We start from the raw sequence: 22,739 nt of genomic DNA on the forward strand, positions 1-22,739 counted from the left end.
GTTGCGGCCGGAATGCGCCGTTGATGACTGCCGTAGTCATGCGACGCCAGACTCCTCGGGTTCAGTCAGCCAGGAGCGAACCGCGCGACCAAACGACGACCGAGAGAATTCGAGCGTCCTGTGTTTCATGTCATCGCTCACCCGGAGATCGAGTCCTTCTACGCGCTGCCCCGGTTCTAGCACGGCGCCGCCCCTGACAGCTTCGACGCTCTCACGTGCTCCACCTACTCCAGAGACCAAGACCGGCGTACCAAGTGCCATAGCCTCGACCGGCATGATCCCGAAGTCCTCGATCGCCATGAATACAAATAGCGCAGCAGCCTGATACAGCGCGTACAGAGCTGGCGTGCTTACGCGCCCCAGGAAGGTCACAGGGACGCTGCTAACCCTCGCGAGCTCACGCAACCTCGCCTCGAATGGCCCTGATCCGGCGATGACGACCGGAAGTCCTAGGGCTTCCCCAACCTCGATGGCGACGTCAAGCCGTTTGTACTCGACCAGGCGCGATGCGCCAAGCACAAATTGGTCGGGCAAGGCACCTATTACCCGGATCTCCGCCTCATCAGTAATCTCAGTTCGCCAGTCGTTTACCGCCTGGATCCCCTCCACGTCAACGGGAGGGTAAATCACGCGCGCGTCGATACCCCAAGCATCCTGAATGCGCGTCCGAACGAAGTGGCTGTTCGCTGCAAAGGAGACCCGCCGGGAGGTCAGCTTCCGATCCAGTCTCTTGAACACTCCGCGCCCGGCTCTCGCCAAAGCCGACTGCCCTCGCTCATCAAACTCCGGAGCCCAAACGTATCTGGGTGGCGTGTGGACATACGCAAATGACGGGATCCCGGACTCGGCCGCGCGCGAAGCTAAGTAGTGCGATGAGGCGTGAGAACTCACGACGACGCGATCAACGCCACTTATGTCTACTCGATTCCAAGCGTCCGCAAGAAACGGATAGGCCAAGGCCTTGGAACGACGTAGTGGCGACCGCGCCAGCCAGGTCTCCCTCACGTCTGCACCAAACCGCGTAGGGGCGTCGTTCCAGAGACACATCCGCTGAGCACTCGGCAGGACCCGGGAGAGCTCTTCGAAGACGTTCTCGGAACCCCCAATCGGCGCAAGCCACTCATGCGCAAGCAGAGTGGTCATCTCGCTCCCTCCATCACCGAAACAGTGGGCGCCATGCTAGCGGCCAGCGCATCTGCTCCTGAGCGTCGGGACACACAGCCCGGGGACGAGGCACGACGATGGGCAGCATCCGCGCAGGTTGAGGCCCGCGTCACCTACGCTTACCCCCATGAAGATCGCCGTCGCCGGTAGCGGGTACGTCGGGCTCTCGAACGCCGTGGTGCTCGCTCAGAACCACGACGTCCATCTCGTCGACATCGACCCGGCCAAGGTCGAGCTCGTCAACGCGGGGCACTCCCCCATCGAGGACGCCGAGCTGGAGCAGTACCTGCGTTCGCACCCGCTGTCGCTCGACGCGACGCTCGACGCCGAGGCGGCGTACGCCGGCGCGGACTACGTCGTCGTGGCCACGCCCACCGACTACGATCCCGAGACCAACTACTTCGACACGCGGTCAGTCGAGGAGGTCGTGAAGACGGCCTTGGCGGCCAACCCGGACGCGCACATCGTCATCAAGTCGACCATCCCCGTCGGGTACACCGCCGGCCTGCGCGCGGCGCATCCCGGCGCCTCGATCATGTTCTCGCCCGAGTTCCTGCGCGAGGGCCGGGCGCTGTACGACAACCTGCACCCCTCGCGCATTGTCGTGGGCGACCAGGGCGAGGCTGGCCGGGTGTTCGCCAAGTTGCTCGTCGAGGGCGCCGAGGCCAAGGACATCCCCGTCCTCCTGACCGACTCGGACGCCGCCGAGGCGATCAAGCTCTTCGCCAACACGTACCTGGCGCTGCGCGTGGCCTACTTCAACGAGCTGGACACGTACGCGTCGCTCAAGGGCCTCGACGCCCGCCAGATCATCGAGGGCGTCGGCCTCGACCCGCGCATCGGCCAGCACTACAACAACCCCAGCTTCGGCTACGGCGGCTACTGCCTGCCCAAGGACACCAAGCAGCTTCGCGCGAATTTCACCGACGTCCCCGAGCACCTCATGACCGCCGTCGTCGAGTCCAACAGCACCCGCAAGGACTTCATTGCCGAGGACATCCTGCGCCAGAACCCCGGCACGGTCGGCGTCTATCGCCTCGTCATGAAGACCGGCTCGGACAACTTCCGCGCCTCGGCCATCCAGGGCGTCATCACCCGCATCAAGCGCCGCGGCGTGCCGGTGGTCATCTTCGAGCCGTCCTGGGATGACGACGAGTTCGAGGGCGCCACCGTCATCAAGGATCTCGACGCCTTCAAGGAGGCCGCCGACGTCATCATCGCCAACCGGGTCAGCGACGAGCTCGACGACGTCAGCGCGAAGGTCTACACGCGCGACGTCTACGGACGCGACTGACCTCAATTGCAGCGAGGGAATCCTTAGGCGGAGAAGCGGCGGACGCGAGGACTCGGGTAAGAGTCGAGGCAACGCTTGTTCATCAGGGGACGCTTAACCGGCGCCAACATCCGTGAGCCGAATCACCGAGCAGCTTTCAATCCACCCATCGGGGCGTATTGTCTCACGACCTAGTATGAGGACCATCGCGAGCAATAGAGCGGGTTTCACTTCGCCGCGCTCCGCACAGTTGTAACTACGCAAAGGGAGTGCAATGGGACTTAAGGCGCGGATCCGAGCAGTATCCCCACTCTGGGCCGTTAGGACCTACAAGGGTTTGGCTCTCGGCCGGGAATTCCTCCGCGACTTCCGTGACTATGCCGCATCCACCCTCTGGGAGAGTGACCTCAAGGCTGGGACACCCCGCCGGGACAATTCAGAGGCACTGTCCTCTCGGATTGTCGTCCATTATCACGCTCTGGAGAAGGGGATGACCTTCCCGAAACCCCGGCGTCCATACGGTATCGAGCGACGCGAAGAACTCGCCGCTCTGGTCTCGATCGCTGAGTCCGGAGGCCAGGAACTCTCGAGTCTCGCGCCAGCGATGTCCGCGATCGAAGCGCTCGACCGTTTCAACTCCACGGGCGAGATCTCCGACGAGACAACACCGCGGGCCGAGTCGTCGTTAGAGGAGATTCCCCTGGACGCGATCACGAGGTTCGTGACAACCCGGCGGAGCGTCAGGAACTTTGACGTTACCCGCCCAGTCCCGGACCCCCTGATTCAGCAGGCTGTGCAGTTCGCTGGTACCACCCCCTCCGTCTGCAATCGGAGATCGTTCAAAGCTCACTACTTCGACTCTCGCGACACGATCGACGCGTTGCTCTCCTTGCAGAACGGCAACTCCGGATTTGGCCATACGGTGCCGGGGTTGTTCGTGATCACGGAAAAACGCTCGGCTTTTGCCGGGCCGGGCGAACGGAACCAGCGTTGGGTCGACGGCGGCCTCTTCTCCATGACGTTGGTATGGGTCCTGCATGCTCTGGGTCTCGGCACCTGCTTCCTGAACTGGTCCCAGACACACGCTCGCACGGATGCTCTTCGCGAAGCTGCCGGGATTCCGCCGACAGAAGACGTGATCGTTCTCATCGCGGTCGGATATCCGTCGCTCAATCATCGAGTCGCTCGTTCCCCTCAACGCCCCGTTTCTGAGATCTTTCAGCACCACCGCTGAGTTCCGGGGCTCGCATGAAGCGGTGCTGGCGCAACCGAGGTGGGCCTCGACCTCCGCATCGACTTGCACCGTCGTCGAGGCGGCGAGTCGCCGGCATCCCGGTACTGCTCCCGACTCCGGTGCCGCCGAGGCGAGCAAGCTGCGCGCGAACTTCGCCGACTACCCCGAGCACATGATGACCGCGGTCATCGGCACTGACCGTCAGCGGAACGCCGACGCCAGCGAGTTCGCCGCCAGCGTCTCCAGGTCCTCGGGCGTCAGTCCCAGCGCATCGCGCACGGCCGTGACGTTGTCGTCGAGGTAGCCGCCGAAGTACGCCGGGTCGTCGGAGTGGACGCTGACGTTCAGGCCCAGCTGCAGCATGCGCTTGAGCGGGTGCTCCTCCATCCGCGCGACGCCCTTCAGGCGCACGTTCGACAGCGGGCAGACGGTCAGCGGCACCTGGTCGCGCACGAGCCGCTCGACGAGGTCGTCATCCTCGAGGCAACGCACACCGTGGTCGACGCGCTCGACCCCCAGCACGTCGAGCGCCTCACGGATGTAGTCGGCCGGGCCCTCCTCGCCCGCGTGCGCCACCCGGTGCAGCCCGTGCTCGGCGGCCAGGTCGAAGACCTCCTTGAACAGCCGCGGCGGGTAGTCGCGTTCGGCCGAGTCCAGGCCGATCCCGATGATCGGGGCACCCATCGCGATCAGCTCGGAGAGCACCTCGACCGCCTCGGCCGGCGGACGATCACGCAGGAAGCAGGCGATCAGCGCCGCCTCGACGCCCGTCTCGGACGGAGACCGCTTGATGGCCGCACCCAGCCCTTCCATCACCGTCGACAGCTCGACACCGCGCACCAGGTGCGCCTGCGGATCGAAGAACAACTCGGCCCGCACCACATTCGCCTGCGCCGCCCGGTGCAGGTACGCCAGCGCGAGGTCGGTGAAGTCCTGCGCCGTCACCAGCACCTGCATGTTCGCGTAGTACAGGTCCAGGAACGACTGCAGGTCGTCGAACTCGTACCGTGCCCGCAGATCGTCCAGACCCGCGTACGGCAGGTCGATGCCGTTGCGCTCGGCCAGCTCGTAGATGAGCTCAGGCTCGAGGGTGCCCTCGATGTGGACGTGGAGCTCGGCAGCAGGTGACAGGGTCATCGGTTCCTCTCGGCGCCATGGCGCGACACGAGCCCGCGACAGGATCGTCGTGGGCTCCCCGCAAGGCTACCGACCGGGTGGGCATCACCCCCGACGTGCGGTGGCTCAGGCCAGGGCCGGCGTCCGCAGCCGTGCCAGCAACAGCAGCTGGATGTCCTCCGGATCAAGGCGCACGGTGTTGTGCGCCGGGCCGTGGCTCTCGGGCAGGTCGCCCAGCACCACGTTCATGCCGTCCGAGAGCAGAACCGCGCTGCCTTCGGCCAACGTGCAGGCGACCAGTCGGCCGGGGCCACGGGGGATGATCGCCGCGAGGTCGATGACCAGGCGCGCCATCACGCGCGGCGCGGTCACGAAGGTGAACCGGCGCCAGCCGTCCGGGTCGACGGACTCGACCACGACGTCACCCTCGGAGCGGAAGTAGCAGTGCACGGACGGGCCGTCGATGAGTGTGACGTCGTCGATGCGGGTCTCGTAAAGGCTCAGCGGGTCGACGTCACCGACGGCGCCGAGCACCTCGGCGACGTGCTTGCGTGACAGGCGACCGCTGGGGCCGGGCTGCACGAGCTCGCGATCGACGAACCGCCGATCATGGACCGATCCGATCGCCGGGGCGCCGGTCGGCGCAACGACGAGTTCTGGGTTGGACGCTCTCCACCACGAAGCCATTCGTGTTCCACCTCCATCGGCGCCCCCTGCGCCGTCATACATGAGACCACGCGGACCGTCTCCTGTGACGCGTTTTGTCACATTTGTCCCAGACGCCCCAGAAACTCGATGGAGGCGTCGAGCACCTCGCGCGATTGCGGGCGCGTCAGGTCGAACTGGAACTCATGACCCAGCCCGGGGAAGAAGTACGGCTCGTGTGTGACACCCAGGTCCTTCAGCCGCTTCGCGAACGCACGGCCCTGCTCGGTCAGCGGGTCGTCGTCGCCACCGCTGAGCAGGGTGGGCGGGTAGGCGGCTGTGGCGTGGTCGACGATGGACGCCTGCTTCACTCGCGGATCGGTGAAGTCCTTCGTCCCGAGGTACGCCCAGCCGACCGTGCGCACGAACCAGCCGCCCGCCCCGCCGGCGTTCATCACCATCGGCGGGTCGTAGGGCCCGCAGTGCAGCAGTGTCCCCCGCAGTTGGGCGGGTTCGAGCGCGGACTCGATGCCGACCTCGCTCGCGTACTTCGGGTTGGTCACCACCGCCGCGTACTGGGCCGCGATCTGGGATCCGGCCGAGTCGCCGGCCAGCACGATGCGATCGGGGTCGACCCCCAGCTCGTCCGCGTTCTCCTGCACGTACCGCAGCGCGTCACCGAGTTGGCGCAGCGGCAGCGGATAGTGGTGGTCCGGCGCGAGCGAGTAGTTGATGCCGATGCCGACGTACCCGTGCTGGGCCAGCAGCCGCAGGTACGGCGCGGGCTGCGACTTGTCACCGCCGATCCAGGCGCCGCCGTGCACCCACACGATCGCCGGCAACGGCTTCGTCTGGTCCTCGGGCGACCACACGTCGAACGTCTCGTTCTTGCCCGTGCCGTAGGCGAGGTCGGTGCGACCGGTCACGCCGGTCGCCGACATGCCCTTGACCTCACCGGTGTCGGTCAGCGAGAACAGCCAGTTGATGACGAACACTCCGGGCCGCGGGCTGAACTGCGCCCACAGTCCGACGGAGAGCAGTGCCACCAACAGCACCAGGAAGCCCCGAAGCACCCACCGACCCACCGGCCGCGCGATTCTCACGGCCCGATCGTAGTGGTCTAGATGCCCATCGAGCGGCCGATGATCTCCTTCATGATCTCGGTGGTGCCGCCGTAGATCGTCTGGATCCGGGTGTCGAGGTACGCCTTGCTGATCGGGTACTCGCTCATGTAGCCGTAGCCGCCGTGCAGCTGCAGGCAGGAGTCGGCCGTCTTCTTCTGCAGCTCGGTCGTCCACCACTTGCCCGCGGCGGCATCGTCGATCGACAGCGTGCCCGCGTTGAGCGCCTCGATGCTGCGATCGACGAACACCTGCGCGATGCGCTGCTCGGTCTCCAGCTCGGCCAGCACGAAGCGCGAGTTCTGGAACGATCCGATCGGCTTGCCGAAGGCCTTGCGGCTCTTCACGTACTCGAGCGTCTGGTCGATCATCGTGCGGCACGCGGCGGCCGCGACCACCGAGATCGTCAGGCGCTCCTGCGGCAGCTTCTCCATCAGGTAGACGAAGCCGCGACCCTCCTCGCCGATGAGGTTCTCGACCGGGACGCGCACGTCGTCGAAGAACAGCTCGGCCGTGTCCTGGGCCTTGAGCCCCATCTTGTCGAGGTTGCGACCGCGCTCGAAGCCGGCCATCCCGCGCTCGACGACGATCAGCGAGACGCCCATGGCGCCTGCCTCGGGGTCGGTCTTGCAGGCGACGATCACGAAGTCGGCGTTGATGCCGTTGCTGATGAACGTCTTGGAGCCGTTGAGGACGTAGTGGTCGCCCTCGCGCACCGCCGTCGTCTTCATGCCCTGCAGGTCCGAGCCCGTGCCCGGCTCGGTCATCGCGATCGCGGTGATCATCTCGCCCGTCACGAACTTGGGCAGCCAGCGCTGCTTCTGCTCGTCGGTGGCGTAGCTGAGCAGGTAGCCCGAGACCAGGTCGGTGTGCAGCGGGAAGCCCACGCCGCTGGCGCCGACGCGGGTCAGCTCCTCCTGCAGCACGACGTTGTACCGGAAGTCCGAGACGCCGCCGCCACCGAACTCCTCGGGCATCATGAAGCCGAGGATCCCCAGCTCGCCGGCCTTCAGCCAGACCTCGCGCGGGACGATGCCGTCGCGCTCCCACTGCTCGTGGTGCGGGACGACCTCCTTCTCGAGGAAGTTGCGCACCGTGTCGCGGAAGGACTCGTGCTCGGACTCGAACAGCGTGCGCTGCATCAGCTCTCCTGGTTCTCGACGACGACCTTGTTGTGGATCAGGTCGTCCACACCTTCGATGCCCCAGTCGGTCAGGGCCTCTCGCGTGCTGGCGCCCGGACGGTCCGGAGCGCGGTGGATCGTGGTCTCGGTGACCGAGAAGCGCGGCGCGGGCGCCGGCTGGGTGACGCCGTACTCGGTGACGTAGGTGTCGCGGGCGACGTTGTGCGGGTGCTCGAACGCCTCCTCGAGCGGCATGACTGGCGCGACGCAGGCATCGGTCTCGGCGAACAGCGCCGTCCACTCGGCCTGCGTGCGGCTGAGGAACCAGCCGCGCAGCGTGGCGCGCAGCTCGGTCCAGTTCTTCGGGTCGTTGCGGTCGGGCAGGTCGCCGAGCCCGACCGACGCGAAGACCTCCTGCATCGCGTACCAGAACTGCGGCTCCAGCCCGCCGACACTCATCCAGTAGCCGTCCGACGTCTCGTACACGTCGTAGAACGGGGCCCCGGTGTCGAGCAGGTTCTCGCCGCGACGCGGCGACCACACTCCCGACTGCTGCATGCTGACGATCATCGACATCAGGTGCGCGACCCCGTCGGTGATCGCCGCGTCGACGACCTGTCCCTCGCCCGTGGCGCGCGCGTGGGTCAGCGCCGCCAGCACCCCGGTGACGAGGTACATCGAGCCGCCGGCGAAGTCGCCGAGCAGGTTGAGCGGCACCTGCGGAGGTCCGCCGGCCCGGCCGATCGGGTCGAGCCCACCGGACACGGCGATGTAGTTGATGTCGTGCCCGGCACGGTCGGCCAGGGGGCCGGTCTGGCCCCAGCCGGTCATGCGGCCGTAGACCAGGCGCGGGTTCCGCTCCAGGGCGACGTCCGGTCCGAGACCGAGCCGCTCCATCACGCCGGGACGGAAGCCCTCGATGAGGATGTCGGCGCGCTCGATGAGGTCGAGCACCACGTCGACACCTTGATCGCTCTTCAGGTCGATCGCGGCGCTGGGCCGGTTCCGGCCGAGGACGTCGCGCTCGGGGGGCGCCACCTGCAAGGCGTTGCCGCCGGGGCGATCGATGCGGATGACATCGGCGCCGAGGTCGGCCAGGAGCATGGCGGCGAACGGTCCGGGGCCGATCCCCACCATCTCCACGACACGTACGCCGGCGAGCGGTCCTGTGGTCTGGGTCACGCGTGCGATTCTGACACCATCGCTGTCACAGTGGCAACAGGAACCGGGCGCTCGCCGCGTCAACCCCGCCTGTGCGTCGGTTCACAGTGCGGGAATTCTGTGCCATGCTGCGATGCGACATCGCAAGTGTCACATCGGCGGGGGTCGGTGTGCGAGAACGGGAGTCCCATGCTGAGCGAACTGGCGTACACGCGACGAGGACAGGGTGAGCCGCTCGTCCTGCTGCACGGCATCGGACACCGCCGCGCGGCCTTCGAGCCGATCTTCGACGACCTCGCGGAGTCCTACGACGTCATCGCGGCGGACCTGCCGGGGCTGGGCGACTCGCCGCCACTGCCGAAGGGCACGGGCTACTCGGCCGAGAACGTCACCGCCGCCATCGTGGAGAACTTCCAGAAGTGGGGCATCGAGAACCCGCACGTCGTCGGCAACTCCCTCGGCGGCCTGCTGGCGATCTCGCTGGCCCAGAACGGGCACGCCCGCTCCGCCACCTGCCTGGCCCCGGCCGGCTACTTCCGCCCGTGGAGCCTGCTGCAGGCCGGTGTCACCCTGATCCCGCTCAAGATCGGCTCGTACCTGCCGAAGCCGATCCTGCGCCTGGTCTCGAAGACCACCTTCGGCCGGTTCTTCATCGGCTGGTCGCTCTACCACCGGCCCGGCCGCTACGCCCCCGAGCGCGTCTACGGCGACTCGCTGGCGATGAAGAAGGGGTCGGGCTTCTGGCCCTACTTCTTCCGCTGCATCCCGCTGGGCTTCACCTCGCCCGAGTCGTTCCGCGGGTCGGCCCGGGTGCCGCTCACGATCGCGTGGGGCGACAAGGACAAGATCCTGCACAGGTCGCAGGCCAAGCTGGCCGCCAAGCGGATGAAGCGCGCCGAGTTCGTGACCCTGAAGGACTGCGGACACGTGCCCATGGGCGACGACCCCGAGCAGGTCGTCGCCGCGATCCTGCGCACGGCCGAGCGCGCCGACCTGACCGTGGCGCAGGACGACGCGTTCGTCGCCTGATCGCGCACGACCCCGCTTAAGGTCGGGTATGCGCTTCTCCACGTCCGGGACGGTCCGCCGGATCGACCTGACCCTCGTGTCCACCGTGGTCAACACCCTGCGCGACGAGTGGGCAGGGCTCACGTTCGGCCCTGACGGTGCCCTCCTGAACCCGATCACGGGTGAGCCGTTCCGCGACCTCGTCCTGGCCGACGGACGGCACCGGACGCCCGGGGCGCGGTACGAGCTGATCACGCGGACCCCGGTGCTCGAGGCGGACCCCGAGAAGCTGCGCGTCCTCAACGCCGAGATGTTGGACGGGAAGGACATCAACGCGGACATCGACTGGGAGACCTACGCCGCCCGGATCGGCGCCATCAGCGTGCAGACCGGCACGACCGAGTCGACGACGTCCGTCACGCTCATCGCCGACGACTCACGCCACCTCGCGTTCTCGGTCGCCGACCCCGCGGGGGTCTGGTCGCTGGAGGTGGACGTGGTGCACGGGAAGCTGCCTCGCGTGGACGTCACCGGTCGTCACGACGCGACCGCGATGATCGCCGCCGAGGGAGCCCCCGGGTGCCTCGCACGGCTGTTCGGCGGGATCGCGACGGGCACCGCGAGCATCGACCTCGCCACGCTCGAGCAACGCGGCAGGACCACCCTGGCGGAGGCGAGCGGGCGGTTCAACCGCTTCCGCGGCGACGGTTCGGTCGACCTCAAGACCTCGGCGCGCGCCTGGGACGTGACGGCCGGTGCCACCGTGCGGGCCAGGGGTCTCGGCCGGCCGCTGCTGTGGTTCTTCGGCTCGCGCGTCCGCCGGGCGTTCGCCGAGGCCGCCGCCGACTTCTGGGACCGCGTGCCCCTGAGGATGGACGAGATCGAGACCGCCCTCCGCGAGCTGGCCGACCTGGCCCAGAGCGAGGGCGGCGTCGACCGCGTCGTCCACCACACGTTGTGGGAGGACGGCTACGCCGACCGCGTCATGCCGACCCCCGCCTAGGACAGGTGGCGCTCGAGGAACGCCCGGGTGCGCGGATCGCGCGGTGCGGTGAAGAGCTGCTCGGGCGGACCCGACTCGACGATGCGTCCGTCGGCCAGGAACACGATCCGGTCGGCGCACTCGCGCGCGAAGCTCATCTCGTGGGTCGCCATGACGATCGTCCGGCCCTCGTTCTTGAGCTCGCGCACCACGTCGAGCACCTCGGCCACGAGCAGCGGATCGAGCGCGGACGTGACCTCGTCGAGCAGCAGCAGCTCCGGGTCCATCGCGACGGCGCGCACCAGCGCCACGCGCTGCTGCTGGCCGCCCGACAGCGAGTCGGGGTAGGCGTGCGCCTTGGACTCCAGGCCGACCCGTTCGAGCAGCTCGAGCGCCCGGCTCTGGGCCTGCGCCTTCGAGACGCCCTTCACCCGACGCGGGCCGATCGTCAGGTTCTGCATCACCGACAGGTGCGGGAACAGGTTGAACGCCTGGAACACGAACGCGATCCGGGCGCGGGCCGCGTTCTCGTCGATCGCCGGGTCGGTCAGCTCGAGGTCGCCGAGGTGGATGTCACCGTCATCGGTCAGCTCGAGCAGATCGATGCAGCGCAACAGGGTGGACTTGCCCGACCCGGACGCGCCGATCAGGCAGACGACCTCGCCGCGCTGCACGTTCAGGTCGATGCCGTCCAGCACCACGTGGTCACCGAACGACTTGTGGACTCCTTCGATGCGCAACATCAGCGGCCTCCCTGCCGGCGCATGGACCGGATCGTCAACCAGTCGGTGAACCGCGCCAGCGGGATCGTCACGACGATGAAGAACACCGCGGCGACGCACATCGAGGTCACGTTGAACGTGGTGGCCTGGTAGACCTGCGCGGCGCGCAGCGCCTCGACCAGGCCGATGACCGACACCAGCGCCGTGTCCTTCTGCAACGACACGAAGTCGTTCATCAGCGGCGGCGTCACGTTGCGGACCGCCTGCGGCAGGATCACGCGGACCAGCGTCTGGCCGTAGCCCAGGCCCAGCGCCCGGCCCGCGGCCCACTGGGTCGGGTGGATCGAGAGGATGCCGGCACGCAGCACCTCGGCGACGTACGCACCGTAGCTGAGGGTCAGCGAGATGACGCCCAGCCAGAACAGGCTCGTGGGGACGCCCGCCATGCCCAGCGCCGGGAAGCCGAAGCCCACCAGCATGACGACCAGGATCGTCGGGATGCCGCGGAAGATGTCGGTGTACGCGGCGGCGAGGAACTTGAAGGGCGCCATCGCCGCGGACGGGACGACGCGGATGACGGCCACCAGCAGCGCCAGCGGCAGCACGAGCACCTCGACCGTCAGGAAGAGGCGGACGTTCAGCCAGAAGGCGTCGAGGATCGCCGGGAACGACTCACGGGCGTGGTCGGCACTGAAGTAGACCTCGCGCACGCGCGGCCACCCCGGCGCCTGGGTGATGAACCAGGCGGCCAAGGTGAGCACGACGATGCTCGAGATCGTGCCCGCGGCCACGCGCCGCAGCGTGCGCCGACGCCGGTAGGCGTTGCGCTGCTGCTGGCGCGTGGACGGTTCGGTCGGGCCGGCCAGGCCCGTGAGTGAGGTCACCGGGTCACTTCAGGACGGGAACGTCCTGCGACGACGACAGCCACTTCTGCTCGAGGTCGGCGAACGTGCCGTCCTCGGTCAGGGCGGTGACGGCCGCGTCGACGCAGGAGGTCAGCTCGCTGTCCTTCTGCAGCAGCAGGCCGAACTCCTCGGGCTCGTCGCCCGCGTACTCGAACTGGCCCGCGATCTTCGCGCCCTCGATCTCGGCGGCGACGAGGTAGAACGCGGTGGGCAGGTCGGCCACGATGCCGTCGACCTGGCCGTTGGTCAGCGCGAGCGCCGCCTTGGTCGTGTCGTCGTAGACCAGCGGGGCGTCCTGCGTCCCGAGGCTCTCGATGGCCTTGAGGGAGGTGGTGCCGATCTGGGCGCCGAGGCTGGCGGCCTTGAAGTCGTCGAGGCTGTCGACGTCGGCGAACTTCGAGTCGTCCATGACGATGATGGCCTGGTTGGCCGAGTAGTACGGCTTGCTGAAGTCGACGGCCTTCTTGCGGTCCTCGGTGATCGAGACCTGGTTGATGTCGAAGTCGAAGCCCTTCTTGCCGGGCTGGTAGGCGGTGTTGAACGGGACCTTGGTCCAGACGACGTCGTCCTTGGCGAAGCCCATCTGCTCGGCGACGGCGTACGCGACGGCGGACTCGAAGCCCTTGCCGTTGCTCGGGTCGTTGTCGGAGAACCAGGGCTCGAAGGCCGGGTCGTCGGTGCCGATGGTCAGCTTGCCCTTCGTCGTCAGCGGCAGCTGGTCGACGGCGCACTGCGAGGCGGAGGTGGTGGATTCGGACGACTTCGCGTCGTCGGAGTCGTCGGCGGGCGCGCACGCGGCCGCGACGGAGAACATGAGCGCCAGGGGGACGGCGAGCAGGGATCGCTTCATGGGCTGCATCCTAGTTCCGCGCAATTTCCGGCCCGACGCTCGTACCAATCTATGAACTTCGTTGCATATGGACCGGCCCGGGCCCTACTGTCGCTCCATGGCCCTCGACCACGCGATCCTCGTGTCGCTGACCGAGCGCGCCGCGAGCGGCTACGACCTGGCCCGGCGCTTCGACGCGTCGATCGGCCACTTCTGGCCGGCCAGCCACCAGCAGATCTACCGCGTGCTGGCCCGCATGCAGGAGGCCGGCTGGGTCGAGAGCACCGTCCAGGAGCAGGACGGGCGGCCCGACAAGAAGACCTACGCCATCACCCCCGCGGGCGAGGCCGAGCTGGATCGCTGGGCAGCCGGCCCCAGCGGCCGCGAGGCGGTGCGCAGCGACTTCGCCGTCAAGCTGCGCGGGTTCCGGGACCGCGACGCGATCATCGCCGACACGCGGGTCCGCCGGGCCGACCACGTCGCGCGACTGACCGAGTACGAGGCCAGCGAGGCCCGGTTCTACCCCGACCCCTCGGCCCTCGAGGGCGCCGACCTGGGCGCCTGGCTGGCGCTGCGCGGCGGCATCCACACCGAGCGCCGCGGCATCGAGTGGTGCGACGAGATCCTCACTGCCCTCGAAGGGCCCGGATCCCGATGACCAGCACGATGATGCCCAGCGTCATGGCCGTGACGATCAGGACCAGGTGCACCCAGAAGAACCCCTGGGGATCCTGCCACTTCTCGGCGCCACCCCAGGCGCGGTCGTCGTCGACGATCGCCTTGAAGAAGCGCGGCCAGATGATGACGTTGAAGACTCCGGCCGCGATGAGCAGCCATGCAGCGAACTTTCCGATCACCCCTCCATTCTCCCATTCGAAGGGAACCCGCCCATGAAGGCCTTCCGAGATCTCGTCGAGAGCAGCATCGCCACCGGATCGCTCGTCGGCGTCGACAGCCTGCTGGCCGACGACGTCGTGTTCCGCAGCCCTGTCGCGTTCAAGCCCTACCCGGGCAAGGCGATCACCACGGCCATCCTCAACGGCGTCTCGCGGGTGTTCGAGGACTTCCGCTACGTCAGCTCGATCGAGGAGGACAACCGCAGCGCGCTCGTCTTCGAAGCGACGGTCGACGGCGTCACCGTCAACGGCTGCGACTTCATCACGACGAACGAGGACGGGCTGATCAGCGAGTTCACCGTCATGGTCCGGCCGATGTCCGGAGCCAAGGCGCTGATGGACGCGATGGCGGCCCAGTTCCCGCAGATCCAGGCGGACGCGGTGGCGTACATGGAGGCCCAGCAGTGACCGAGTACCCGCACCTGCTCAGTCCGCTGGACCTGGGCTTCACGACGCTGCGCAACCGCGTCGTCATGGGCTCGATGCACACCGGCCTGGAGGACCACGCCAAGGACATCCCGAAGCTGGCCGCCTACTTCGCCGAGCGCGCCAAGGGCGGCGTCGCCCTGTCGATCACCGGTGGGTTCGCGCCCAGCTGGCGCGGCTGGCTGCTGCCGTTCGGCTCGGAGATGTCGCGCAAGCGCCACGCCGACAAGCACCGCCTCGTCACCGACGCCGTGCACGAGCACGACGGCAAGATCGCCCTGCAGGTGCTGCACGCGGGCCGCTACGGCTACTCGCCGTTCAAGAAGGGCGTCTCGTCGACCAAGTCGCCGATCACGCCGTTCAAGGTCTCGCCGATGTCGACGCGCGAGGTCGACCGCACCGTCACCGACTTCGCGAAGTCCGCCGCGCTGGCCCAGCGCGCCGGCTACGACGGCGTCGAGATCATGGGCTCCGAGGGCTACCTGATCAACCAGTTCCTCACCGCGCGCACGAACACCCGCACCGACGCGTGGGGCGGCTCGGCCGAGAAGCGCATGCGCTTCCCCATCGAGATCGTCCGGCGCACCCGCGAGCTGGTGGGCGAGGACTTCATCGTCCAGTACCGGATCAGCCTGCTCGACCTGGTCGACAACGCCCAGACCTGGGAGGAGACGGTCACCCTCGCGAAGGCGCTGGAGGCCGAGGGCGTCACGATCTTCAACACCGGCATCGGCTGGCACGAGGCCCGCATCCCGACCATCGTCACCAGCGTGCCGCGCGGCGCGTTCACCTGGGTCACGGCCAAGCTCAAGTCCGAGGTCTCGGTCCCGGTGGTCGCGTCCAACCGGATCAACACCCCCGAGCTGGCCGAGCAGATCCTCGCCAGCGGCGAGGCCGACCTGATCTCGATGGCGCGGCCGCTGCTGGCCGACCCCGACTTCGTCAACAAGGCGGCCGAGAACCGCTCGGACGAGATCATCACGTGCATCGCCTGCAACCAGGCCTGCCTGGACCACACGTTCAAGAACCAGCGCGCCAGCTGCATGCTGAACCCGCGCGCCGGGCACGAGACCGAGCTGATCCTGCTGCCGACGCGCACCTCGAAGCGGATCGCCGTCGTCGGCGCCGGCCCGGCCGGGCTGGCCGCCGCCGTCGAGCTCGCGGGGCGCGGCCACGAGGTCGAGCTCTTCGAGGCACTGCCCGAGATCGGTGGCCAGTTCCGCCTGGCGATGCAGATCCCCGGCAAGGAGGACTTCGCCGAGACCGTCCGGTACTACTCGGTGATGCTCGAGCGTCGCGGCGTGAAGGTGCACCTGAACCGCTCGGCCTCCGTCGAGGATCTGAGCGCCTTCGACGAGGTCGTGCTGGCGACGGGCGTCGAGCCGCGCGTCCCCTCGATCCCGGGCATCGACCATCCCTCGGTCGTGACGTACCAGCAGCTGATCCGCGACCGGGTCCCCGCCGGCGAGCGCGTGGCCGTGCTGGGCGCCGGCGGCATCGGCTACGACATCTCCGAGTACCTGCTGCACGATCCGGACGAGAGCCTCGAGCACTGGATGCAGCGCTGGGGCGTCACCGATCCCGAGGTCGAGCGCGGCGGCCTGGCCACGAAGGTCAAGGCGCCGCCGCGACGCGCGGTCACGCTGCTGCAGCGCAAGGCCACGACGTTCGGCAAGGGCCTGGGCAAGACCACCGGCTGGGTGCACCGGACGACCCTCAAGGACTCGGGTGTCGAGTTCGTCGGCGGTGTCCGGTACGACCGCATCGACGACGCCGGGCTGCACGTGACCATCGGCGCCGACGGCGACTCCCCCGAGTCGCGCGTCATCGCGGCCGACACGATCGTCCTCTGCACCGGCCAGGAGTCCGTGCGCGGCCTCGTCGAGCCGCTCGAGGCCGCCGGCGTCTCGGTCCACGTCATCGGCGGCGCCGACGTCGCCGCCGAGCTCGACGCGAAGCGGGCCATCAAGCAGGCGACCGAGCTGGCTGCTCGGCTGTAGGTGGCGGTTTACCACGGGACCGTGGTAAACCCGCGCCTCCCCAGGGAAGCTTCCCCGGGGAGGCGCCAGCTTGCCTGGGGAAGTGCCCCGCCGTGAGGCCGGCCCTCGTTTCGGGCCTGAAGGAAAACCCGCCGAACCCTGGGAAACTGTCCCCTCCACCGATGAGACTGAGGGCATGACGAAGCGCGTCGTGTTGTTGCGAGCGGTGAACGTCGGCGGCGCGAGGCTGCCGATGGCTCAGCTGCGTGAGGTCGCGGAACGGTTGGGCGCGCGCGACGTCTCCACCTTCATCGCGTCGGGGAACCTGCTGTGCGACGTCGATGATCACGAGGCGTTCGACCGGGCCCTCGAGCAGGCGATCCAGGAGCGGTTCGGCTTCTTCCGCGAGGCCATCAGCCGATCGCCGCAGGAGCTGCGTGAGGCGCTCGCCGCCCACCCGTTCGAGATCGACACCGAGACGAAGGCCAACCACGTCTACTTCCTGCTGCGACCTCCCGCGGCCGAGCAGGTCGAGGCGCTGCTCGCGAAAGGGCTTCCGGACGCGCTCGCCGTCATCGGACGCGACCTGCACATCCGCTACGCCGAGGGCGTCGCGAACACCAAGCTGACACCGGCGTTCATCCTCAAGACCCTGGGCAGTCACGGCACCGGACGTAACCTCAACACTGTGGAGAAGTTGACCGAACTCGCCCATGAGTGACTGGTTCGACCGGCGCTGGCTCGTCCTCACCGGCGCCGGCGTCAGCACCGACTCGGGCATCCCCGACTACCGCGGGCCGGACTCCGTGCCCCGGCAACCGATGACGTACCAGGACTTCATCGCCTCGCCCGCCAACCGTCAGCGGTACTGGGCGCGCGCCCACCTCGGCTGGAGCCGCATGCGCTCGGCCGAGCCCAACTTCACGCACCGCTTCCTGGCCGAGCACCAGGACCGGCTCGTCGGCCTCATCACCCAGAACGTCGACGGACTGCACGAGCGCGCCGGCTCGCGCGAGGTCGTCGACCTGCACGGGCGACTGGATCGCGTCGTGTGCCTGGACTGCCACGACATGACCACCCGCGACGAGCTGCAGGCCCGCCTCGACGCCCTGAACCCGGGGTGGACCGACCAGGAGGTCACGATCGCCCCCGACGGCGACGTCGAGCTGGAGGACACCTCGGACTTCGTGGTGGCCGAGTGCACGCAGTGCGGCGGACGGCTCAAGCCCGACGTCGTCTTCTTCGGCGAGTCGGTGCCCAAGCCCAAGGTGCACCACTGCTTCGACCTCGTCGACCGGGCCGGGAGCGAAGGCGCCCCGCTCGTCGTGCTGGGCTCGTCGCTGCAGGTCATGAGCGGGCTGCGATTCGTCCGCCGCGCCGCCAAGAACGGCACCGAGGTCGTCATCGTCAACCGAGGGCCGACCCGCGGCGACGCATTGGCCGACGTGCGGATCGACGACGGGGTCGCCGAGACGCTGCGTCGGCTCAGCTCAGCTGACGCAGCCGCACCGTCTCGGGCAGCGAGGCCAGCTCCTTGAGCACCTCGGGGCCGACCTCGGCCGACACGTCGGTGACGACGTAGCCGAGCTCGCCACGCGTGGCCAGCTGCTGACCCTCGATGTTGACGCCGTGGTCGCCCAGGATCGTGTTGATCGCGGCCAGGACGCCCGGCGCGTTGCGGTGCACGTGGGCCAGCCGGTGGCGGGCCGGGTCGCTGGGCAGGTTCAGCTCGGGGAACGTCACCGACAGGTTCGTCGTCCCGGCCTTGGCGTAGGCGCGCAGCTTCGAGGCGACGAAGCGCCCGATGTCCTGCTGCGCCTCCTCGGTGGAGCCGCCGACGTGCGGCGTGAGGATGACGTTCGGCACGCCGCGCAGCTCGCTCTCGAACGGGTCGCCCTGGGCCTTCGGCTCGACCGGGAACACGTCGAGCGCGGCACCGGCGATGTGGCCCGACTCGAGGTGCTTGCGCAGCGCCGTGGTGTCGACCGCGATCCCCCGCGACAGGTTGAGGAACAGCGAGCGAGGCTTCATCGCCTTCATCTGCTCGTCACCGAACAGGCCGGCGTTGCCGGGACGCCCGTCGACGTGCAGCGAGACGACGTCGGAGATCGACAGCAGCTCGTCGATCGTGGCGCACTTCTTGGCGTTGCCGAGCGCGAGCTTGTCGTCGATGTCGTAGAAGACGACCGAGAGGCCCAGCGCCTCGGCGATCACCGACAGCTGGCTGCCGATGTTGCCATAGCCGATGATGCCCAGCGTGCGGCCCCGGACCTCGTGGCTGCCGGCGGCCGACTTGTTCCAGACGCCGTTGTGCATCGCCGTGGACTTCTCGTGCAGGCGGCGCGCCAGCGAGATGATCTCGGCGATCGCCAGCTCGACGACGCTGCGCGTGTTCGAGTACGGCGCGTTGAAGACGGCGACACCGTGACGCTTCGTGGCGGCCAGGTCGATCTGGTTCGTGCCGATGCAGAAGGCGCCGATCGCCAACAGGTCCGGGGCGTTCTGCAGGACCTTCTCGGTGATGTAGGTCGTCGAGCGGATGCCGAGCAGGTGCACGCCCTTGATCGCCTCGATGAGCTCGTCCTCGCCGAGGGCGGCCGAGCGCGTCTCGACCTGGTAGCCCTTGTTGCGCAGGAACTCCACGCCGTCGGCGTGGATGTTCTCGAGGAGCAGGACCTTGACGTCCTGGTCGTCGAGCTGGGTGAACGGTGCGTGCACGTCGAAATTCATGGTCATCATCGTCATCGTGTGGGGCCTCCGGGTCAGCGGTGATTCGGGCTGACGCGGGGCCCAGGCGAACGGTCCCGAAGTCGTGCTGCCGCGGCTCCCTGGTGGTAACCACCTCAACGCCAGTCGCGCGCGGACCACCCCATGGTAGCGGCTCGGGCCAGCGGTGGCCGCCGCGTCCAGATGGCGGCCGGTCAGCCCGTCAGATTGCCCTGCATGGCGGCCACGGCCTCGGGCGGGACCTCCTGGTCGAGGTTGGCCAGGCGCACCTGGCCCTGCGCGATCAGCTTGCCCTCCTGGTTGACCGAGTCCAGGTGCCACAACTGCTGCGTGCGGCCGCGGTGGATCGGGGTGGCCGTGGTGGTGATCGTGTCGCCGTTGCGCGCCTGGCGCAGGAAGTCGGTGGAGTTGTTGGTGCCCACCACGACGCCCTTCGTGCCGAGCCAGATCTGGCCGGCCATGCTGGCGGTCGACTCGTGCACCGCGCAGTAGATGCCGCCGTGCGGGATGCCGAAGGGCTGCAGGTGGCGGTCGGTGATGGTGAACCGCACGACCACCTTGTCGGGGGTCAGCTCGACGTGCTCGACACCGAGCACTCCGTCCAGTCCGGGAATCTCGCTCATGCCGGGACTCTAGCCAGCGCGCAGGACGCCGGTCCGGAGGGCTGGGTTTTCATACCCCTAGGGGGTATCGTCGAAGGCATGAGCCACTCGCACCCCGGATACGCGGACGACAAGGCGGCAGTCCTGAAGCGGTTGGCGCGGATCGAAGGCCAGGTCCGCGGGATCAACCGGATGGTGGAGGCCGACACGTACTGCATCGACGTGCTGACCCAGATCAGCGCGACCACCAAGGCCCTCGAGGCCGTCGCCCTCAAGCTGCTCGACGAGCACCTCGCCCACTGCGTGGCGGACGCCGCGGCCAAGGGCGGCCCCGAAGCCGATCAGAAGATCAAGGAAGCGTCGGACGCGATCGCGCGTCTGGTGAGGAGCTGACAGCCATGAGCACCACCACCACCTACACCGTCACCGGCATGACCTGCGGCCACTGCGCCGCGGCCGTCACGCAGGAGGTGACCACCCTGCCCGGCGTCGAGGACGTCCAGGTCGACGTCGCCACCGGCGCGGTCACCGTCACCAGTGCGGCCCCGCTCGACGACAGCGCCGTCGCCGAGGCCATCGACGAGGCCGGCTACGCGTTGGCAGGCCCGCGTGACCTGCCGCTGATCTGATGACCACCGAGACGGGCACCGACACGGGCACCACCTACCGTCTGGCCATCGGCGGGATGAGCTGCGCCTCGTGCGCGGCCCGGATCGAGAAGAAGCTGAACCGGCTCGACGGCGTCGAGGCCACGGTCAACTACGCCACCGAGAAGGCCACGGTGCACGCCCACGGTGACGTCGATCCCCAGACGCTCGTCGAGACGGTCGAGAAGACCGGTTACACCGCGCACGTGCACGACCCGCACGCCGGACACGACCAGCACGCGGCCCACGGCGGCCTGCACTCGGCCGAGTCCATGCGCCGGCGGCTCGTCGTCGCGGCGATCCTGAGCGTGCCGGTGCTGGCGATCTCGATGATCCCGGCCCTGCAGTTCAGCGGCTGGCCGTGGGTCGTCCTCGCGCTCACCACGCCCGTCGTGCTGTGGGCGGCCTACCCGTTCCACTGGTCGGCGTGGCTCAACCTGCGTCACGGCGCGGCCACGATGGACACGCTCGTCAGCATGGGCGTCGGCGCGGCCTACCTGTGGTCGATCGTCCAGCTCTGGCTGGGCGTGACCGGCCACGGCATCGAGCACGGTCACTACTACTTCGAGACGGCCGCCGCCGTCACGACGTTCATCCTCGCCGGTCACTACCTGGAGGCCAGCGCGAAGCGCCGCTCCAGTGCCGCGCTGCGCACCCTGATGGACCTGGGTGCCAAGCGCGTCACCGTCCTGCGCGACGGGACCGAGGTCGAGGTGCCCGTCGAGGAGCTGCACGAGGGCGAGCTGTTCGTCGTCCGCCCCGGCGAGAAGATCGCCACCGACGGCGTGGTCACCGAGGGTGGCTCCGCCGTCGACGAGTCGATGCTGACCGGCGAGTCCGTCCCGGTCGACGTCGCCGTCGGCGACACGGTCACCGGTGCCACGGTCAACCAGTCGGGCCGGCTCGTCGTGCGCGCCACCGCGGTCGGTGAGCACACACAACTGGCCCAGATGGCCCGCCTCGTCGAGGAGGCCCAGGAGGGCAAGGCCGACGTGCAGCGGCTCGCCGACCGGATCTCGGCCTGGTTCGTCCCCGGAGTCATCGCCATCGCGGCCGTGACCTTGCTGGTGTGGCTGCTGGTCGCGCCCGGGATCGGTGCGTTCGAGGGGGCCGTGGCCGTCCTGATCATCGCCTGCCCCTGTGCCCTCGGCCTGGCCACGCCCACCGCCCTCATGGTGGGCACCGGACGCGGCGCGCAGCTGGGCATCCTGATCAAGGGCCCGCAGATCCTGGAGTCGACCCGCGCCGTCGACACCATCGTGCTCGACAAGACCGGCACGGTCACGACGGGCACGATGACGGTCTCCCACGTCGATCCCGCCGACGGCGTCGACCCGGACGAGCTGCGCCGGCTGGCCGCCTCGGTCGAGTCCGCCAGCGAGCACCCGGTCGCGCGGGCGATCACGTCGCTGGCGACTCCACTGCCCGTGTCCGAGTTCCGCAGCCACGCGGGGCAGGGCGTCGAGGGCATCGTCGACGGGCACCTCGTGCGAGCCGGACGCCCCGGCTGGATCGGGGCCGACGACCGGCCCGATCGCATCGGCACGGTCATCGCCGTCTCGAGCGACGACCGCGTGCTGGGCACGATCACCGTGGCCGACGAGGTCAAGCAGACCTCGAAGGCCGCCGTGGCCGACCTGCGCCGCCTGGGCCTCGAGCCGATCCTGCTCACGGGCGACAACGAGCGCGTGGCGCAGGCCGTCGCGACCGAGGTCGGGATCGACCGCGTCCACGCCGGGGTCACCCCGCAGGACAAGCTCGACGTGGTCAACGACCTCAAGGCCCGGGGCCGGGTCGTCGCGATGGTGGGCGACGGCGTCAACGACGCCGCCGCACTGGCCGGGGCCGACCTGGGCATCGCGATGGGCACCGGCACGGACGTCGCGATCGCGGCCAGCGACCTGACGCTCGTGCACGGCGACCTGGCCACCGCGGTCGTCGCCGTGGACCTGTCCCGCGCGACCCTGCGCACGATCAAGGGGAACCTGTTCTGGGCCTTCGCCTACAACGTCGCGGCCATCCCGCTCGCGGCGCTGGGGTTCCTCAGCCCGATGATCGCCGGCTTCGCCATGGCCGCCAGCTCGGTGTTCGTGGTCACCAACTCGTTGCGCCTGCGGCGTTTCGGGCGAGTCCACGATGCCGAAACGGTCTCGGCGTGACACGATTCCGGTGAAACGCG

General features: G+C 68.6%; 24 protein-coding genes. 12 read left to right on the forward strand and 12 right to left on the reverse strand.

The genetic code is table 11. The annotated features are described in order from the left end of the window. Positions 1 to 36: 36 nt before the first annotated feature. Positions 37 to 1,143, reverse strand: a complete 1,107-nt coding sequence (locus GL325_RS11025) for a glycosyltransferase (RefSeq protein ID WP_187769604.1) — start codon at positions 1,141 to 1,143, stop codon at positions 37 to 39. A 148-nt stretch (positions 1,144 to 1,291) separates the two neighbouring features. Between GL325_RS11025 and GL325_RS11030 the strand changes: the two genes are divergently transcribed. Together GL325_RS11030 and GL325_RS11035 are read left to right on the forward strand one after the other, a co-directional pair. Then, positions 1,292 to 2,458: a nucleotide sugar dehydrogenase gene (locus GL325_RS11030; RefSeq protein WP_187769605.1), complete on the forward strand. Its 1,167-nt coding sequence runs from the start codon at positions 1,292 to 1,294 to the stop codon at positions 2,456 to 2,458. Between the two features lie 469 nt (positions 2,459 to 2,927). Further along, positions 2,928 to 3,671, forward strand: a complete 744-nt coding sequence (locus tag GL325_RS11035; protein ID WP_187769606.1) for a nitroreductase family protein — start codon at positions 2,928 to 2,930, stop codon at positions 3,669 to 3,671. Between the two features lie 201 nt (positions 3,672 to 3,872). On the opposite strand, the gene GL325_RS11040 is transcribed toward GL325_RS11035, so the two are convergent. The 5 genes from GL325_RS11040 to GL325_RS11060 all read right to left on the reverse strand — a co-directional run bounded on the left by GL325_RS11040 (position 3,873) and on the right by GL325_RS11060 (position 8,858). Continuing rightward, the gene (locus GL325_RS11040; protein WP_187769607.1) at positions 3,873 to 4,808 is read right to left on the reverse strand and encodes an adenosine deaminase; all 936 of its coding nucleotides are present in this window, start codon (positions 4,806 to 4,808) and stop codon (positions 3,873 to 3,875) included. A 105-nt stretch (positions 4,809 to 4,913) separates the two neighbouring features. After that, entirely contained in the window at positions 4,914 to 5,474 is a 561-nt protein-coding gene (locus GL325_RS11045) for a hypothetical protein (protein ID WP_187769608.1), read from the reverse strand. Positions 5,475 to 5,551: 77 nt separating this feature from the next. Next, positions 5,552 to 6,535, reverse strand: a complete 984-nt coding sequence (locus GL325_RS11050) for an alpha/beta hydrolase (protein ID WP_187769609.1) — start codon at positions 6,533 to 6,535, stop codon at positions 5,552 to 5,554. A gap of 17 nt (positions 6,536 to 6,552) precedes the next feature. After that, a complete protein-coding gene (locus GL325_RS11055) occupies positions 6,553 to 7,695 on the reverse strand; it encodes an acyl-CoA dehydrogenase family protein (RefSeq protein ID WP_187769610.1) in 1,143 nt (380 codons plus the stop codon). Continuing rightward, on the reverse strand, positions 7,695 to 8,858 hold the full coding sequence (locus tag GL325_RS11060; RefSeq protein WP_255956085.1) for a CaiB/BaiF CoA-transferase family protein: 1,164 nt from the start codon (positions 8,856 to 8,858) through the stop codon (positions 7,695 to 7,697). The genes GL325_RS11055 and GL325_RS11060 overlap by 1 nt, the downstream gene beginning before the upstream one ends. A 168-nt stretch (positions 8,859 to 9,026) precedes the next feature. Here GL325_RS11060 and GL325_RS11065 point away from each other — a divergent pair, with 168 nt between their 5' ends. Both GL325_RS11065 and GL325_RS11070 read left to right on the forward strand, forming a co-directional pair. After that, positions 9,027 to 9,866, forward strand: coding sequence for an alpha/beta fold hydrolase (locus tag GL325_RS11065; RefSeq protein WP_187769611.1), 840 nt, complete (start codon positions 9,027 to 9,029; stop codon positions 9,864 to 9,866). 28 nt (positions 9,867 to 9,894) lie between these two features. Next, on the forward strand, positions 9,895 to 10,848 hold the full coding sequence (locus GL325_RS11070; protein ID WP_187769612.1) for a hypothetical protein: 954 nt from the start codon (positions 9,895 to 9,897) through the stop codon (positions 10,846 to 10,848). Here the strand turns inward: GL325_RS11070 and GL325_RS11075 are convergent. From GL325_RS11075 to GL325_RS11085, 3 genes are read right to left on the reverse strand one after another with little or no spacing between them, the layout of a single operon-like run. Further along, positions 10,845 to 11,570 carry an amino acid ABC transporter ATP-binding protein gene (locus GL325_RS11075; RefSeq protein ID WP_187769613.1) on the reverse strand — a complete coding sequence of 242 codons (726 nt, stop codon included), beginning with the start codon at positions 11,568 to 11,570 and terminating at the stop codon, positions 10,845 to 10,847. The genes GL325_RS11070 and GL325_RS11075 overlap by 4 nt on opposite strands. Continuing rightward, positions 11,570 to 12,433, reverse strand: coding sequence for an amino acid ABC transporter permease (locus GL325_RS11080; RefSeq protein ID WP_255467086.1), 864 nt, complete (start codon positions 12,431 to 12,433; stop codon positions 11,570 to 11,572). Before GL325_RS11080 ends, GL325_RS11075 begins: the two co-directional genes overlap by 1 nt. A 4-nt stretch (positions 12,434 to 12,437) precedes the next feature. Then, on the reverse strand, positions 12,438 to 13,304 hold the full coding sequence (locus tag GL325_RS11085; protein ID WP_230081694.1) for an ABC transporter substrate-binding protein: 867 nt from the start codon (positions 13,302 to 13,304) through the stop codon (positions 12,438 to 12,440). Between the two features lie 97 nt (positions 13,305 to 13,401). On the opposite strand from GL325_RS11085, the gene GL325_RS11090 reads away from it, so the two are divergent. Beyond that, on the forward strand, positions 13,402 to 13,941 hold the full coding sequence (locus GL325_RS11090; RefSeq protein ID WP_187769614.1) for a PadR family transcriptional regulator: 540 nt from the start codon (positions 13,402 to 13,404) through the stop codon (positions 13,939 to 13,941). Here GL325_RS11090 and GL325_RS11095 read toward each other — a convergent pair. Further along, positions 13,910 to 14,140 (reverse strand): SCO4848 family membrane protein, encoded by a 231-nt coding sequence (locus tag GL325_RS11095; protein ID WP_223111234.1) that lies wholly within the window; start codon positions 14,138 to 14,140, stop codon positions 13,910 to 13,912. The two genes, GL325_RS11090 and GL325_RS11095, sit on opposite strands and share 32 nt — an antisense overlap. Before the next feature lie 33 nt (positions 14,141 to 14,173). On the opposite strand from GL325_RS11095, the gene GL325_RS11100 reads away from it, so the two are divergent. The 4 genes from GL325_RS11100 to GL325_RS11115 all read left to right on the forward strand — a co-directional run bounded on the left by GL325_RS11100 (position 14,174) and on the right by GL325_RS11115 (position 18,122). Continuing rightward, complete coding sequence (locus GL325_RS11100; protein WP_154597353.1) at positions 14,174 to 14,587, forward strand: nuclear transport factor 2 family protein; 414 nt, start codon at positions 14,174 to 14,176, stop codon at positions 14,585 to 14,587. After that, positions 14,584 to 16,605 carry an NADPH-dependent 2,4-dienoyl-CoA reductase gene (locus GL325_RS11105; protein ID WP_187769615.1) on the forward strand — a complete coding sequence of 674 codons (2,022 nt, stop codon included), beginning with the start codon at positions 14,584 to 14,586 and terminating at the stop codon, positions 16,603 to 16,605. Before GL325_RS11100 ends, GL325_RS11105 begins: the two co-directional genes overlap by 4 nt. 175 nt (positions 16,606 to 16,780) lie before the next feature. After that, positions 16,781 to 17,305, forward strand: coding sequence for a DUF1697 domain-containing protein (locus GL325_RS11110; RefSeq protein ID WP_187769616.1), 525 nt, complete (start codon positions 16,781 to 16,783; stop codon positions 17,303 to 17,305). After that, on the forward strand, positions 17,298 to 18,122 hold the full coding sequence (locus tag GL325_RS11115) for a Sir2 family NAD-dependent protein deacetylase (RefSeq protein ID WP_187769617.1): 825 nt from the start codon (positions 17,298 to 17,300) through the stop codon (positions 18,120 to 18,122). Before GL325_RS11110 ends, GL325_RS11115 begins: the two co-directional genes overlap by 8 nt. Here the strand turns inward: GL325_RS11115 and serA are convergent. Both serA and GL325_RS11125 read right to left on the reverse strand, forming a co-directional pair. Then, complete coding sequence (serA, locus tag GL325_RS11120; RefSeq protein ID WP_222865799.1) at positions 18,070 to 19,314, reverse strand: phosphoglycerate dehydrogenase; 1,245 nt, start codon at positions 19,312 to 19,314, stop codon at positions 18,070 to 18,072. The genes GL325_RS11115 and serA overlap by 53 nt on opposite strands. A gap of 191 nt (positions 19,315 to 19,505) precedes the next feature. Next, positions 19,506 to 19,934, reverse strand: coding sequence for a PaaI family thioesterase (locus GL325_RS11125; RefSeq protein ID WP_154597349.1), 429 nt, complete (start codon positions 19,932 to 19,934; stop codon positions 19,506 to 19,508). Between the two features lie 78 nt (positions 19,935 to 20,012). Between GL325_RS11125 and GL325_RS11130 the strand changes: the two genes are divergently transcribed. Genes GL325_RS11130 through GL325_RS11140 form a run of 3 tightly spaced genes read left to right on the forward strand, consistent with a single transcriptional unit; the run spans position 20,013 to position 22,719 of the window. Further along, entirely contained in the window at positions 20,013 to 20,306 is a 294-nt protein-coding gene (locus GL325_RS11130; protein ID WP_154597348.1) for a metal-sensitive transcriptional regulator, read from the forward strand. 5 nt (positions 20,307 to 20,311) lie between these two features. After that, positions 20,312 to 20,542: a heavy-metal-associated domain-containing protein gene (locus tag GL325_RS11135; RefSeq protein ID WP_154597347.1), complete on the forward strand. Its 231-nt coding sequence runs from the start codon at positions 20,312 to 20,314 to the stop codon at positions 20,540 to 20,542. After that, the gene (locus tag GL325_RS11140) at positions 20,542 to 22,719 is read left to right on the forward strand and encodes a cation-translocating P-type ATPase (RefSeq protein ID WP_187769618.1); all 2,178 of its coding nucleotides are present in this window, start codon (positions 20,542 to 20,544) and stop codon (positions 22,717 to 22,719) included. Before GL325_RS11135 ends, GL325_RS11140 begins: the two co-directional genes overlap by 1 nt. Positions 22,720 to 22,739 lie beyond the last annotated feature (20 nt).

Origin of the sequence: Aeromicrobium sp. 636, from assembly GCF_024433585.1 — a bacterium.
Taxonomy (GTDB): domain Bacteria; phylum Actinomycetota; class Actinomycetes; order Propionibacteriales; family Nocardioidaceae; genus Aeromicrobium; species Aeromicrobium senzhongii.

What these genes read in the sequence shown, in the direction of transcription:
- GL325_RS11045 (WP_187769608.1), bottom strand. Translation starts at nt 5,474, where the DNA reads ATGGCTTCGTGGTGGAGAGCGTCCAACCCAGAACTCGTCGTTGCGCCG.
- GL325_RS11090 (WP_187769614.1), top strand. Translation starts at nt 13,402, where the DNA reads ATGGCCCTCGACCACGCGATCCTCGTGTCGCTGACCGAGCGCGCCGCG.
- GL325_RS11055 (WP_187769610.1), bottom strand. Translation starts at nt 7,695, where the DNA reads ATGCAGCGCACGCTGTTCGAGTCCGAGCACGAGTCCTTCCGCGACACG.
- GL325_RS11065 (WP_187769611.1), top strand. Translation starts at nt 9,027, where the DNA reads ATGCTGAGCGAACTGGCGTACACGCGACGAGGACAGGGTGAGCCGCTC.
- GL325_RS11040 (WP_187769607.1), bottom strand. Translation starts at nt 4,808, where the DNA reads ATGACCCTGTCACCTGCTGCCGAGCTCCACGTCCACATCGAGGGCACC.
- GL325_RS11110 (WP_187769616.1), top strand. Translation starts at nt 16,781, where the DNA reads ATGACGAAGCGCGTCGTGTTGTTGCGAGCGGTGAACGTCGGCGGCGCG.
- GL325_RS11025 (WP_187769604.1), bottom strand. Translation starts at nt 1,143, where the DNA reads ATGACCACTCTGCTTGCGCATGAGTGGCTTGCGCCGATTGGGGGTTCC.
- serA (WP_222865799.1), bottom strand. Translation starts at nt 19,314, where the DNA reads ATGAATTTCGACGTGCACGCACCGTTCACCCAGCTCGACGACCAGGAC.
- GL325_RS11140 (WP_187769618.1), top strand. Translation starts at nt 20,542, where the DNA reads ATGACCACCGAGACGGGCACCGACACGGGCACCACCTACCGTCTGGCC.
- GL325_RS11100 (WP_154597353.1), top strand. Translation starts at nt 14,174, where the DNA reads ATGAAGGCCTTCCGAGATCTCGTCGAGAGCAGCATCGCCACCGGATCG.
- GL325_RS11125 (WP_154597349.1), bottom strand. Translation starts at nt 19,934, where the DNA reads ATGAGCGAGATTCCCGGACTGGACGGAGTGCTCGGTGTCGAGCACGTC.
- GL325_RS11075 (WP_187769613.1), bottom strand. Translation starts at nt 11,570, where the DNA reads ATGTTGCGCATCGAAGGAGTCCACAAGTCGTTCGGTGACCACGTGGTG.
- GL325_RS11030 (WP_187769605.1), top strand. Translation starts at nt 1,292, where the DNA reads ATGAAGATCGCCGTCGCCGGTAGCGGGTACGTCGGGCTCTCGAACGCC.
- GL325_RS11085 (WP_230081694.1), bottom strand. Translation starts at nt 13,304, where the DNA reads ATGAAGCGATCCCTGCTCGCCGTCCCCCTGGCGCTCATGTTCTCCGTC.
- GL325_RS11130 (WP_154597348.1), top strand. Translation starts at nt 20,013, where the DNA reads ATGAGCCACTCGCACCCCGGATACGCGGACGACAAGGCGGCAGTCCTG.
- GL325_RS11115 (WP_187769617.1), top strand. Translation starts at nt 17,298, where the DNA reads ATGAGTGACTGGTTCGACCGGCGCTGGCTCGTCCTCACCGGCGCCGGC.
- GL325_RS11070 (WP_187769612.1), top strand. Translation starts at nt 9,895, where the DNA reads ATGCGCTTCTCCACGTCCGGGACGGTCCGCCGGATCGACCTGACCCTC.
- GL325_RS11035 (WP_187769606.1), top strand. Translation starts at nt 2,928, where the DNA reads ATGACCTTCCCGAAACCCCGGCGTCCATACGGTATCGAGCGACGCGAA.
- GL325_RS11135 (WP_154597347.1), top strand. Translation starts at nt 20,312, where the DNA reads ATGAGCACCACCACCACCTACACCGTCACCGGCATGACCTGCGGCCAC.